Origin of the sequence: Acinetobacter sp. Swhac1 (assembly GCF_013390985.1) — a bacterium.
Classification (GTDB): domain Bacteria; phylum Pseudomonadota; class Gammaproteobacteria; order Pseudomonadales; family Moraxellaceae; genus Acinetobacter; species Acinetobacter towneri.
In genome coordinates, this window is record NZ_JACASN010000004.1 from 13,124 (window position 1) to 26,843 (window position 13,720).

Consider the following 13,720-nt stretch of genomic DNA (forward strand, 5'->3'; position numbering starts at 1 on the left):
AAATAAAATTGGATTTATTGCTTTAGACGTACTGTTTTGCTCGGTTTTGGGTATAATGCCACACAGATGAGTTGAGGATTTACCAATGACTGAACAAGTACGCGATACCGAAGCGTTAATTCGTGAACAAATTGCTAAACATGCTGTTCTTCTTTACATGAAAGGCACACCACAATTTCCACAATGCGGTTTTTCTGCGCGCGCAGTAGAAGCACTCAGTCAAATTGGTCGTCCTTTTGCTTATGTGAATATTTTAGAAAATCAGGATATTCGTACCACTTTGCCAAAAATTGCCAACTGGCCAACTTTCCCACAATTGTGGATTAACGGTGAGTTGATTGGTGGTAGCGATATTATGTTGGATATGTTCCAGAAAGGTGAGTTAAAGCCTTTAGTTGAGCAATACAGCCCAGCACCTGAAGCTTAAAGTATTGGACTTGGGTCACACTAGACCAAAGTCATCCATACAAAAAAGTTGATATAAAAAAAAGCGCCTTGGCGCTTTTTTTATATCTGGAATTCACTTGAATAGCTGATTTGAATCACTGCACTTAGTTTACCGCAGTACTTTCAGTTGCAAGTTCAGCAGTTTCAGCCGACTCAGCAGTGACTTCATCAGAAGTTGCCGCATCAGATGGTTCAGCCGATTTCTGTTTTTTCTTGGCTTTTTGCGCTTTGTCCTTTTTCTCTGGGTCTTTTTTGTCCTTTTCTTTCTTGGACTTTTTCTTTTTCTTTGGCTCTTCTTCAATTTCAGCACCATCTTCAATGGCTTGCCAATACTCAAGTTGTTCCATTACTGCAGCGTAAATTGAACCTTTACTGTAACGTCCTTTTTTAGTGAGTTTACCCACAGGACGCGCCATTAAAATTTCTAAGGCTTGGTCAATGGTATCAATGGCGTGAATGTGGAACTGACCTTGTTCTACCGCTTCAATCACATCTTTACGCAACATAAGGTGCTGCATATTTTGACGTGGAATAATCACGCCTTGCTTGCCAGTTAAACCTTGCAGTTTGCAGGCATCAAAGAAACCTTCAATTTTTGCATTCACGCCACCAATTGGCTGTACTTGACCAAGTTGGTTCATGGAGCCTGTAATGGCCCAAGATTGGTCAATAGGTAGTTGGCTGATTGCAGAAATCAAAGCAGAAAGCTCTGCCACTGTTGCACTGTCACCATCAACCTGACCATAACTTTGCTCAAAGGCAAGGGCAGCAGAAAAATGTAAAATTTGCTCACGGCCAAAATGTGCTTTGAGGAAACTGGCCATCAACAACACGCCTTTGGCATGTAAAGAACCGCCAAGTTCAACACTGCGTTCAATATCTAAAATATCGCCGCCGCCTTGATAGACTGAGGCGGTTAAGCGCGAAGGTAAGCCAAACTCGACATCGGCATAGTGAATGACCGACAGGGCATTAATTTGCCCCAAACGATGTCCGCGAGTTTCTATTAACTGCGTACCGCGTGATAAATCTTGCCAGTACAGTTCTCTTAAATAGCCTAAGCGATATTTGCGATGATCCAGTGCGGTATTGATATGCTGTTCGGAAACCGTTTTATCGCCCGCCTGTGCCGCATGGTGATGCGATTCACGAATTAAATCCCCCAAGGTGAGGGCATGTAAGGAGAGTGAGCTTTGATCTTCAGCTTGACGGCTTGAGTCAGTCAGTAAAGCTGCCAAAGCAGAACGGTCAAATGGTAATAATTTGTCAGATTGCACATAGTCGGCAATCAGCTGCATATATGCCTGCTCGTTTTCGTCATTACGTTGTAATGTATCGGTAAAGTCGGCACGGATTTTAAACACGCTGCCAAGTTCGGGTTCTAGCTCTAAAATTTCATAATAAATTTCAGGCTCTGCCAGTAAAATCACTTTAATATTTAGTGGAATGGCTTGTGGTTCAATGGAAATGCTGCCTGTTAAAGTTAGCATGTGTTCCAAAGATGAAAGTTTCAATTGCCCCGATTTTAAAGCGCGTTTCAGTCCTTGCCATGCATAAGGCTGTTCCAGTAACTGCTCTGCTTCGAGCATCAAAAAGCCGCCATTGGCTTTATGTAAGCTACCTGCACGAATTAAGGTGAAGTCAGTGGTAATGGTGCCGTTTTGCGTGAGTTGTTCTACATGCCCCAATAAATTGTAATGGGTTGGAAAATCTTCAAAAATAACAGGTACACCGCTGTTGGGTTTGTGCGTCACAATAATATTGGCTTGGTAGCGCGCAGGAATACGGCTAAAGGTGCCAGGACGGAAATCATCTTCTTCCTGTTCTAAAACAAACTCGACATTATTAATAATATCTTCGGCATAGTATTGTAAATATTCAGTCAAACCTTCGACACTAGGATATTTATTTTGAATAATATCAATGCGTGGCATTACCACTTGTTTGGCAATATCACGGTTCAGGTCTTGTACTTTGTCACGTGCGTCATCTTCTAAATCGCCTAAATGCAAACCCAAACGCTCCAGTTTTTTATTCATATAACGAATATTGGACGCAATTTCTGCACGGGTTTTGCTGTCCAAGGCGTTAATATCTTCCTTAGACATTTCCTGCATTTTGTCATTTTTCAGATGCACGGGTACAAAGCAATGTTCATCTTCCTGCGCAATCAGTTTTAAATCGAGTTCTTCACCTTCACTGGTCAGCTCAATTAAGGCTTGTTGCTGTTCATCACCCGCTTGCTGACGAATCATTTCAATGCGGTTGTGATAGGTTTCTGCGGTAAAGCGACGTTCGAGTTGCTTTAAAATAGTTTGCCAAGTTTGATGTAACAAACTTTGAAATTTAGGCGCTTGACCTGCAGGCAGTTGCAAGGCAATCGGTTGGCGCGGGTGTTTGAAATTATTGACATAAACCCAGTCATTCGGTGTGGGCATGCTCTTGGCATGTTGCTGCAGCAAACGCTTGACCATGGTACGTTTGCCCAATCCCGCCGTACCCACTGCAAAAATATTGTAGCCAGAATATGGCAGGGAAATACCTGCTTCCACCGAAGCGCGTGCCCGATCTTGTCCTAAAAAATTATTCAGCGGTTTAATGCGTCGGGTCGAAGCGGGAATGTTATCGTAATTTGGAATATGGGTTAGTTGTGTTGCTTTGAGTCGTGTATTTTCTAAAGTCGTTTGTATTTCGCTTTGTTCAAAGGCAGAGCTGAGAAGCGGTTGTTGTTCATCTTGCGCTGCTGTTGTTGTGTTGGTTGTCATTGATGGGGTGATTTGATCAAGTCTTTGGGTCACTGTAGAAATCCAAAACGAAATATTGCAGTTAGAAGTTTAAAGGTATACAGGTTTAAGCGGAAAATTCAAGCTAAGCCGTAATTTTTACTACAAAATGACAAGGCTGTTGTGGATAATTTCATAAATACTGTTGAAACAGAAGCTATTCCGCGATTGAATAACAACAATTTGACTTGATAGAAAATAATAATCGAATGACCACACAACAGACTGGGCAAACTTCAGCACAAAATACAGGGTGGAAAGCTGCATTTACGGCATTTTTAGACCGTCGTGCGCTGATTATGCTGTTTTTGGGCTTCTCTGCAGGTATTCCAATTTTACTGATTTTTTCCAGTCTATCTTTGTGGTTGGGCGAAGCAGGCATTGACAAAAGTGCGGTCACTTTCTTTAGTTGGGCTGCTCTAGGTTATTCCTTTAAATTTGTTTGGGCACCATTGATTGATGAATTACCCGTACCCTATTTAACCAAAAAACTAGGGCGACGTCGGGCATGGCTGCTCATTGCTCAATGTTTAATAGTCTGTGCAATTGCAGTCATGGCATTTTCTGACCCAGCTTTGGGGCAGGCACATTTATATCAAATGGCATTGGGTGCAGTATTACTAGGCTTTTCTGCAGCCACGCAAGACATTGTGATTGATGCTTACCGTATCGAATTGGCTGAAACTCAAATGCAAACCGTGTTGGCATCGACTTATAACGCGGGCTATCGCATTGGGATGATTGTTGCAGGGGCAGGTGCTTTATTTTTGGCTGCATCTTTAGGTACTGCTAAAGGCAACTATATTTATAGTGCATGGAAAATTACTTATTTGGCGATGGCTGCGGTGATGCTGATTGGCATTATCACGACTTTGGTGATTCGTGAACCGCAAGTGAATCGGGTCAGCAAACATTATCAACGACGCGACTATTTTCGTCTGGTGACAGTATTTTTTGTTGCGGTATTCAGTTTTGTATTGTGCTACGTCTTTTCGGGTAATTTTACCGAAGCCTTAAAACAACAATTCCAACTCAAAGATGCATTTTTATTATTTTCTATAGAAGCTTTACGTTTTATTGCATCGGGTGCGGCTGCTGTAGGCATGGGCACAATTTTGGTCAAATTGGGCGCAGTCAATAAACAGATGGCATTTGAAACATGGGTGCATCCTGTTGCAGATTTCTTTAAACGCTACGGCATGAAACTGGCACTGGTGTTATTACTCTTGATTGGTTTTTATCGAGTTTCAGACATTATTGCAGGTGTAATTTCCAATGTGTTCTATCAGGATTTGAACTTTAGCAAAGAACAAATTGCCGAAGCGGTTAAGGTTTATGGGGTCATTTTCAGTTTAGTGGGTGGCTTCTTGGGCGGTTTACTGGCACAGCGTATGAACATTATGAAATTAATGTTTGTTGGCGCGGTGTTGGCATCATCCACCAATCTTATTTTTATTGGTCTGGTGAAGTCAGGACAGCAACTGAGCGATGTGCAAGTTTCTGTGGGGCAGCAACAATATCAAACCCAGGCCGATGAAGTTGGATATTGGAAAGTGGCTGTGCCTAGTCAGGTTTTAGCAACACAGGATGAAATTCAGGTACGTGCGCAATACCAAACGGGCGATACGCCGTCACGTTTAGTGTCGATGCCGTATTTGCACCAAACTGAGATTGAAACTGCACAACTCCAGTTTTTACCACTGACTTCGGATAATCGTATTAGCGAAAATGAAGCCAGCAACAGTATTGTCGTACGTGGGCAATATGCAGGGCCTGCCTTAACCGAACAGCAAAAAATTGTACTGCAGCTAGATGGTCAAAATTTTGATGCAAAACTAGATGCACAAGGAATTTTTACGGCAGCGATTGCAGGGCAGCTTTTGGCAGACTCACCAAGTAAACAACTGCAAGCCGTATTATTGAATAGACAGCAAACAGTACAACAACACAGCCAAACCTATCAGGTCGATTTAAACACACATGAAGGCAATGCTTTGGATGTAGATATACAACCTTTGTCGATCGTTCAATCATCTTCAAACAATATGGTTGAAATTCAGGGCAAGGTGATTAAGCCATATAGCACAGCATGGTTATATTTTGCGATTATTGTCGATAACTTGGCTTCAGGTTTAGCGGGCGCGGCTTTTATCGCATTTTTATCCAGTTTAACCAGTGTGTCATTTACTGCTGTGCAATATGCAATTTTTAGCTCACTCATGACCTTGACTCCTAAGATTTTAGGTGGTTATTCAGGTACTATAGTGACCAATATTGGTTATCCAAACTTTTTCCTCATGACCACATTAATTGGAATCCCTATTTTAATTTTAGTGGTGTGGGTGGCGAAATTGTTACGTGACCATCAACACATACAAGCAAAACCGATTGAACAAAAGGATGAATGACATGCGCATGCTGCATACCATGATACGTGTAGGTAATTTAGAGCAATCATTAAAATTTTATACAGAAGTTTTAGGCATGACTTTGCTGCGTAAGCGTGATTATGAAGAAGGTCGTTTTACCCTTGCTTTTGTAGGCTATGGCGATGAAGAAAATCACACCGTTTTGGAGTTGACGCATAACTGGGATACAGACAGCTATGATTTGGGCAATGGTTATGGTCATATTGCAATTGCGGTAGACGATGCCTACAAAGCATGTGAAGAAATTAAAGCGCGCGGCGGCAATGTGGTACGTGAAGCAGGGCCAATGAAAGGTGGTGTAACTGTCATTGCTTTTGTTGAAGACCCAGATGGTTATAAAGTTGAATTGATTCAGCAAGATCAGAACGCACGTAATAACTAAGTCTTCATCAGTGAAGCAGTAAAAACCAAACCTTTATGGCGCAATAAACTGAATGTTGTTCAGTATTCATTTTGAAAATATTGAACATCGCCTGAAAATGCTCGCTTTTTGAATATTGCTCAGTAATATACCTTTATCGAAAGGTAAAAATTGCTGGGCTTTTTTGCAACAGTAAAAGAATATACAGGATGTGTTTATGTTGAAGTTATTGGCATTGGATCGCTTTACCATTCTTTTGTTTGTGATGGTCATCCTCGCCAGTGTCGTGCCTGTGTCAGGGCAAGCAGCCGAAGTTTTTAGTGTGATTACGACAGTTGCCATTGCAATCTTATTCTTTTTACATGGGGCGAAATTATCACGTGAAGCTGTCATTCAGGGCATGATGCATTGGAAATTGCATGCGTTGGTATTTACTTTTACCTTTGCGTTATTCCCAATTTTAGGTTTGCTGGCAAAGCCAATTCTAGTGCCAATGCTCGGGCAGGAGCTGTATTGGGGCTTTTTGTTCATGTGCTTTTTGCCTTCAACCGTGCAATCTTCAATTGCCTTTACGTCAGTGGCAAAAGGCAATGTTGCCAGCGCAGTCTGCAGTGCGTCATTCTCTAATTTAATTGGGATGTTTATTACCCCAGTTTTAGTAGGCATCTTTATTTTAGGGCAGTCTGAACACGGTTTTGACCCGACAAATTCGATTATTCAAATTACTTTATTGTTATTGGTGCCATTTATTTTGGGGCAGTTATTACGTCCTTATGTTTTTCCTCAGATGTTGAAATTACCAAAGCTGGTCAAGGTATTTGATCAGGGTTCGATTTTGATGGTGGTTTATGGTGCATTTAGTGGGGCAGTGGTAGCAGGATTGTGGCATCAAGTTAGTGGTATGACTTTATTGCTGTTGATTATTGCTTGTTCCGTGTTATTGACCCTTGTGATGTGGTTGGCGTGGGTTGTGCCGCAATGGTTGGGTTTTGCACGTGAAGACCAAATTGCCGCATTTTTTTGTAGCTCCAAAAAAACCTTAGCCAGTGGTGTACCGATGGCGCAAATTTTATTTATTGGGCAGCCGTTGGGGATGATTGTTTTACCGATCATGATTTTCCATCAAATTCAGTTGATGGTGTGCGGTGTGATAGCCAATTATCTCGAAAAGCAGCCCGATTCGACTGAACCTCAGGAATTAAATTCCTAAGAATAATTAGCTTTAAAATATTTTATTCCGTATAATATTGCCCAACTTGTTGTGCTTAGCTCTGACGGTATCCGTCTCGGTGGGCCAAAAGAATGGTCTGTTGTGGTGTTGGTCTGCTTTTAAAGCATGTCCTCATTTTTTTAATGAGAGTGACCAATTGCGATGACAGCTTAAGCCTTCTTAAATCTTAGGAGTAATCGACGATGCGCGCCGATATTCACCCAAAATATGAAAAATTAGTTGCAACTTGTTCTTGCGGTAACGTAATCGAAACTCGTTCAGCAGTTGGTAAAGAAACTCTTTATCTTGACGTATGTTCTGCATGCCACCCGTTCTACACTGGTAAGCAAAAGAACGTTGACACTGGCGGTCGTATCGACAAGTTCAAACAACGTTTTGCTGGTATGTCACGTTCTATCAAACGTTAATATCCAGTACGAAAAAAAACGGGCAATTGCCCGTTTTTTTGTGCCTTAAATTTTAGGGTCTACAAATAGACCCTAATGCACAAGACTTTATTGGTCTTGTACATCAATTAAATGATCGAGTTTTTTCTGGAAATAATCACCCTGAATAAAGCGCGCATCGACATTCCATGCATTCGCAAACAGGTTCATATCATTTAAGTCACGCAATAACACTTCTACAGGTTTAATTTCACTATAAATGCTCAATTGTTCCTGTAATTCTTGCGTCGAGTCATCAGCAGCCAGTTTTTCAGTCAGTGCACTGTGCAAGGTCAAGTAGTGAATATCGACTTGTTTCAAGATAGATTCACTATAAATCGAATGACCAAAATCACGCAGAGAAATTTCAGCGCCGTGCTGACGTAATAAACTGATTTGTTTCTGCGCATCACCTAAGTTTTGGCTGATGTCTTCTTCAGAGAATTGCAAAATTAATGGATGGCTGAGGCGGCTACCAATAATCGTTATCAGTTTAGACACAAACTCAGGGAAGCTGCGGTCTTGTAATAAAACAAATTTGTTTAAATTGATAATCAGCTTCGCTTCAGGATATTGGGTGATGAAGTTGTGCAATTGTTTACAAGCTTCGACCAAAATCCAACGATCCAGTTTAATGGATAATTCTGGGTCTTCAGCCAAATCTATTAAGCCTGTCAGTGATTTCCATTCACTATTGAAAATAAAGCCACTAGTTACTTCATAGGTATATAAATTGGTGTCTTGCTTATCATAAAGTTGTTGATACTTCAGATGAATTTCACCACGATCAAGACTTTGACGTATCGCTGCAATAATCGCAGATTCACTATAGGATTGTGGTACAGCTGCAGCAGATTCAATTACATTTAAGTTAGATTCACCAAAGGACAAGTCTAAGGTTAAACCTGAGTTATGTTGTTCTTGCGGTTGTGGTAATGCGTTGGCAAAACCTTGGCTAATCAGTTGCTCAAAACTGCTTTCATTTTGAATGTCTGGAGTGAATGGCACATAACCAATACGCAAATTAAGTGGGTAAGTATGTTGATCTACCGTAAGTAATTGCGGTTTCGTGAGTGAATTTAAGCCAATCAGTTTCGATTCTAAAATTGCAGGCGATTCTGCTTGGAACAAACCAACCACTAAACCATTACTCACATTAAATAATGGTACATTGGTCTGTTCTTTTAAAAAATTTTGAATGTTGGTAAAGTAATTTTTTGTGGTTTGCCAGTCGGCTTGGAAAATTGATTCAGGACAGTTCGCCAAAGAAAACACCACCAAAGCATTGGCACTAGAAGGCTGTTTGGCTAAAGTGCGATTTACCAATTGGTATGTGCTTGGTTTTGCCGCTGCTTTGTCTGCTGTCGTTTGAGCAGGGACAGTATTTTGCGCCGTATTTTCAATATCTATGGTGATTTGTATGGCGTCGTCAGCTGCTCCAACAAATTCAATTTTGAGCGGGTTTTGTTTTGCCAGAAGCGGGTTTTGGCTATGAATATCAAAACGGCCGTGTTCAAATTGTCCTTGACTGACTTTCTTAAAGCGGAATTTAAAATCTGTAATATCTTGCGGTTGCAATAAATCCAATAATGGCAAGCCAATAAGGTCATCTTCACTTTTTAAACCAAATAGCTGTAAATATTCAGCATTGGCTTGTGCATGAATTCCTTCCTGAATAATGGCTACTGCTTTGCTACTGTCTTCGACCAACGCCTGAGCTTGTGATTGTGCATTTTCCAGTTCAGTCATAAGTTGTTCTTGTGACTGCTGTAAGCGACTAAAAGACAGTGCGCGAATTAAGCCAAAATAGAAGCGTTCGGGGTAATCTAAATTGATAATGTCATAGATGCCTTTGCGCACATAACTGGTGTATTGCGTGGCATCGTAATCGTCTGGTTTGAGCAAAAGTAGCGGTAAATTTGGTTGCTGTGATGCACGAATTAAAGTGAGTGCCTGATCGACTTTTAGGTCATAAGCACGACCAAAGATCACCAAATCCCAAGTTAAATGTAATTGTTTTTCAAAGTTTTTAATGTCATCTAATAGATAAGCCTGAACACGGTGCTCATTTGCAGTGAGTTGTTCACAAATTTGATTAAAACGTATTTGGTTGTCATCGATTATGAGTAAACGTGTTTCGGTACGTTTGAGCTTTTTAGACAATAATGGATTTCTCACTTTAATGCTTCCCATAAATCGTGATTTTTAACTTCATTCACTTGTTTCTGAATAAAACCATCAAGTAAAGGCTGTTGTTGGTCATTCAACAACTCAAAATCAAAGCGCATAAAGCTTTGGGTAATCAATAACGGCTTAATTAAGAACACTTTTAGTTCTTCTTCACCTAAACGTAGCTGTACGGTTTGTTTGTCACGTAATAATTGCAGACTTGGCAAAATCAATGAGGTATTGACTTCATTGACCTGCGTACTTTGTACCAATAATGCTGGATGATAATGTCCTGTATGCCGATCTGTTTTAACAAAAACAGCACAAGGGTAAATATCTTGGGTTAAAATTTCCAAGCCAAGTTCTAAGCTTTTTTCAGCAGATTGTTTAATCCAGCGAATGACACCACCACGCCACGGACTTTGGCTATTTTCCTGAACCAGAATAAATTCACCTGTTTTAAGGTTTTTTGGTGTTTCACCCGTCCATTTAATACGATAGCCATTGACACTAATATCTAAAACATCGGCATTGTAAATTTGTTTGGCTTCACGGTCTAAGGTTTTAACAGCGCTAATATCTACCGTAGAGTTGGTATGCATGGCATTGATAAACTGGCTTTCATTCTGGAATTGGTAGTTATCGCCCAAAGCCAGCGTTTCATTGAAGTTTTTACCATTAGACAGATAAAAATGTGCCACAGTCAAACCAAAGCAAATTTTAATCCGTGCCGAATATTCATAACGCTCATGCACACGTTCTGCTGTATTGGTCAAAATATTGTGCAAATGGAAATGCAAAGCAGGGGTTAAGAATAGCTTTTCATTGCGTGATAAATGTTCACCTTTACGACCTTGAACTTCATTTAAATGATCGAGTAGGGGTTGAGTTGCAATAAAAATATTGGCATGAAAACCTTGGCTTTGGTGCGTATTGTAAATAGGTGGATGATCTTTGCTTGCATCGACCACATAACGTGAAAGCGTCGTTTCTTTGGGTAAAACTTGAATCAGTTTTGCCCAATCAAAGCTACAGAGATATAAGCCTTGAATTTCTGCAGGTCGAATTTGATGGGTATTGAAAATTTCCAATAAAATCAGCTGTGCATAGGCTTGAGCAATATTAATCAGTTGATGTTGTGTGCCTTGTAACTGATTAATATTATTTAAATAATAATGTTGTTGAATGGCTGTATCTAAAAGTTGGTGTGCAATTAACCACTGATTTGGCAAGGCGTGGCTATAAAGCATGTGTTGTTGATAGCGCAGTAGAGCTAATTGTTGTAAAGCATAATAGCTAGATAGAACTCGTGCAGTTTGTAAGTTCTTTTTTAAATTAAAGGCAAATAAAGAAAATTTTTGTTGGGTGAGTTGTTGGTGGCTACGTCGGGAAATATTAATATAGACTTTGGCGAAATGACTGCGTAATAACAGCGCGAGTTCAATAATATGATCGTTGCGGTCATTACTAATCAAAGCCTGGTTGAAAAAATGCTTTTCCAGACTGGTAAGCACATTTTCAAGTGTCGGATGAATAGCTTGAATTAAGTCAAAACGTAATGTTTCCTGACATTTCAGTTCTGAAATTTCTAAAAGTGCATTAAATAGAGCTTGGGAAGAATCACCCAATTGTAAAATGGATAAATCCGCTGCCCATGCCTGAATGCTTTTAACCGTATTTTGACAAAAACTCAATTGCTCCAGCTTTAGTTCGCTGGGAACTAGAAAAAGATCTGAAGTATTCATATTCATGATTGTTATTTAACTCAATAAGTTGAAACCCCAAAAAGCGGTGTCTTGTTTTTTTCGCCCGCAATTTCCCTAACGAGTTTAGGAACTAAATAGCCGGGTAAGTTCGCTAAAAGCTCTTTATAGATGTGATCAATGTCTTGCGGCATTAAATCAAAATGATGCGCTCCTTTTACTTTATCTAACACGTGTAAATAGTAAGGCATCACCCCCGCATCAAAAAGACGATAGCTTAAATCGACCAAGACCTGAGCAGAATTATTGACCCCATTTAATAAGACTGCTTGATTCAGAACGGTGATGTTTTGTTCGACTAACTTGGCAAGTTGCGAACAGGTAAAGTCATCTAATTCTGATGCGTGGTTCGAGTGTACCACTAGAATAATACGCAGCCTACTATTTTTTAGTAAGGAAATCAGCGATTCATCGACACGGTTGGGAATAACAATCGGAACTCGTGAATGAATTCTCAAAAATTTTATTTGCGGAATAGACGCCAATCGCTCAATCCAGATATTTAATTTACGATTTGACAAAGTGAGCGGGTCGCCACCACTTAAAATCACTTCATTAATATCGGGCTGACTTTCAATGTAATTACGGATATTGTCCCAGTCTTCAGTTTTTGGCAGATTTTCCTGATAAGGAAAGTGCCTGCGGAAACAATAACGACAATGTACTGCGCAAGCACCAGTCAAGGTCAGCAAAAAGCGTGATTTATATTTGTGTAAGACTCCAGGTTGTTGATTGGCTTGTTCCTCACCCAAAGGGTCGGTCACAAATCCAGGATGATCTTCCAGTTCTAAATGATGTGGCAGAACCTGTAACAGTAAAGGATCGAGTGGATTGCCTTTTTGCATTTTGGCCACAAATGCACGCGGGATACGCAATTTAAACTGATTGGATGCCAGTAAAGCACCTGACAGCAACTGCTGTTCAGACAGCTCTAAAATATTTAACAATTCGCGTGGGTCGGTGATCAAGTCACTGAGTTGAGATTGCCAGTTTTGTTCTTGGTACAGGTAGTTGATCATGCCAGAAAAGATTTAAATATGAGGTGAAAGGAACCAAGTACACATCTATTTAGCGTAGATGAATTCTTTGTTCATTGAGCGTGAATGCCGCGAATGATTAATCGCTTTGAATCAGAATCATTACAAAACAGCTGATTTTACCGATATCTTGAGGTGATCGGTAGTGGATTTTCATTGCTTCGTTATGGCTTGCTCATTTACAATACGTCCGATGAAAAAAGATGTTGCAAGATGGCGAGCATCGCAAAGCTGCGTTGGTCATTTGCTTTGTAACATAAATAGTTAAGTTAGTCAGTTTGGAGTGTGCCAGTCATGGCCTATTATTCTACGAATGATTTCAAGTCAGGCCTTAAGGTTATGCTTGATGGTAACCCATGTTCAATCATGGAAAATGAATATGTAAAGCCAGGTAAAGGTCAAGCGTTTAACCGCGTAAAACTTCGTAACCTTCGTTCTGGTAAAGTTTTAGAAAAAACATTTAAGTCTGGTGATTCACTAGAAGCAGCTGACATTGTAGAAGTAGAAATGGAATACCTCTACAACGATGGCGAAATGTGGAACTTCATGGATCCTGTATCTTTTGAGCAAATTGCTGCTGACAAAACCGCAATGGGCGATGCTGCAAAATGGTTAAAAGATGATTCAAACGAAAAATGTACCATTATGTTGTTTAACGGTGTGCCTTTAACTGTAAACGCACCAAACTTCGTGGTATTAAAAATTGTCGAAACTGATCCGGGTGTACGTGGCGATACTTCTGGTGGTGGCGGTAAACCAGCGAAATTAGAAACAGGTGCAGTGGTACGTGTTCCTTTATTCGTACAGCAAGAAGAAAGCGTTCGTGTAGATACACGTACAGGTGAATACCTAGAACGCGCATAATGATTTATTGATAAATCATAAGTAAAAGAGGGGGATGATTCGCGTCATCCCCCTTTTTTGTTGATTTGATTATGTGGTAAAAGAATAGGTGAAAAGTATAGGAAACTGTTGGTGCTCCATTTAAGTGTACGGTAGCGCACACTATGGATGTAAGGGCAGCAGACATCAAAATAAAAGGAGCAGGATCAACCAAGGATTTAGGAATTAAAGC

10 protein-coding genes are annotated in these 13,720 nt (G+C 40.3%); 6 read left to right on the forward strand and 4 right to left on the reverse strand.

Annotation, left to right across the window (positions count from 1 at the left end; genetic code table 11):
* Nucleotides 1-85: 85 nt before the first annotated feature.
* Complete coding sequence (gene grxD / locus HX743_RS02755; RefSeq protein ID WP_019837647.1) at nucleotides 86-427, forward strand: Grx4 family monothiol glutaredoxin; 342 nt, start codon at nucleotides 86-88, stop codon at nucleotides 425-427.
* Nucleotides 428-551: 124 nt separating this feature from the next.
* Here the strand turns inward: grxD and HX743_RS02760 are convergent, their stop codons facing one another.
* A complete protein-coding gene (locus HX743_RS02760) occupies nucleotides 552-3,245 on the reverse strand; it encodes a Lon protease family protein (protein WP_131261142.1) in 2,694 nt (897 codons plus the stop codon).
* Nucleotides 3,246-3,439: 194 nt separating this feature from the next.
* Here HX743_RS02760 and HX743_RS02765 point away from each other — a divergent pair, with 194 nt between their 5' ends.
* From HX743_RS02765 to rpmE, 4 genes are all read left to right on the forward strand, one after another.
* On the forward strand, nucleotides 3,440-5,638 hold the full coding sequence (locus HX743_RS02765) for an MFS transporter (protein WP_178318439.1): 2,199 nt from the start codon (nucleotides 3,440-3,442) through the stop codon (nucleotides 5,636-5,638).
* 1 nt (nucleotide 5,639) lies between these two features.
* Complete coding sequence (gene gloA, locus HX743_RS02770; protein ID WP_214129007.1) at nucleotides 5,640-6,041, forward strand: lactoylglutathione lyase; 402 nt, start codon at nucleotides 5,640-5,642, stop codon at nucleotides 6,039-6,041.
* Nucleotides 6,042-6,231: 190 nt separating this feature from the next.
* Nucleotides 6,232-7,230, forward strand: a complete 999-nt coding sequence (locus HX743_RS02775) for a bile acid:sodium symporter family protein (RefSeq protein WP_171062555.1) — start codon at nucleotides 6,232-6,234, stop codon at nucleotides 7,228-7,230.
* A gap of 203 nt (nucleotides 7,231-7,433) precedes the next feature.
* The gene (gene rpmE / locus HX743_RS02780; RefSeq protein ID WP_004971624.1) at nucleotides 7,434-7,658 is read left to right on the forward strand and encodes a 50S ribosomal protein L31; all 225 of its coding nucleotides are present in this window, start codon (nucleotides 7,434-7,436) and stop codon (nucleotides 7,656-7,658) included.
* A gap of 87 nt (nucleotides 7,659-7,745) precedes the next feature.
* Here the strand turns inward: rpmE and HX743_RS02785 are convergent, their stop codons facing one another.
* Genes HX743_RS02785 through epmB form a run of 3 tightly spaced genes read right to left on the reverse strand, consistent with a single transcriptional unit; the run spans nucleotide 7,746 to nucleotide 12,627 of the window.
* A complete protein-coding gene (locus HX743_RS02785) occupies nucleotides 7,746-9,869 on the reverse strand; it encodes an EAL domain-containing protein (RefSeq protein WP_178318441.1) in 2,124 nt (707 codons plus the stop codon).
* Nucleotides 9,851-11,596 (reverse strand): hypothetical protein, encoded by a 1,746-nt coding sequence (locus HX743_RS02790; RefSeq protein ID WP_004971620.1) that lies wholly within the window; start codon nucleotides 11,594-11,596, stop codon nucleotides 9,851-9,853. Before HX743_RS02790 ends, HX743_RS02785 begins: the two co-directional genes overlap by 19 nt.
* Nucleotides 11,597-11,610: 14 nt before the next feature.
* A complete protein-coding gene (gene epmB, locus HX743_RS02795) occupies nucleotides 11,611-12,627 on the reverse strand; it encodes an EF-P beta-lysylation protein EpmB (RefSeq protein ID WP_096901068.1) in 1,017 nt (338 codons plus the stop codon).
* Between the two features lie 312 nt (nucleotides 12,628-12,939).
* Here epmB and efp point away from each other — a divergent pair, with 312 nt between their 5' ends.
* Entirely contained in the window at nucleotides 12,940-13,509 is a 570-nt protein-coding gene (gene efp / locus HX743_RS02800; protein ID WP_004971615.1) for an elongation factor P, read from the forward strand.
* Nucleotides 13,510-13,720 lie beyond the last annotated feature (211 nt).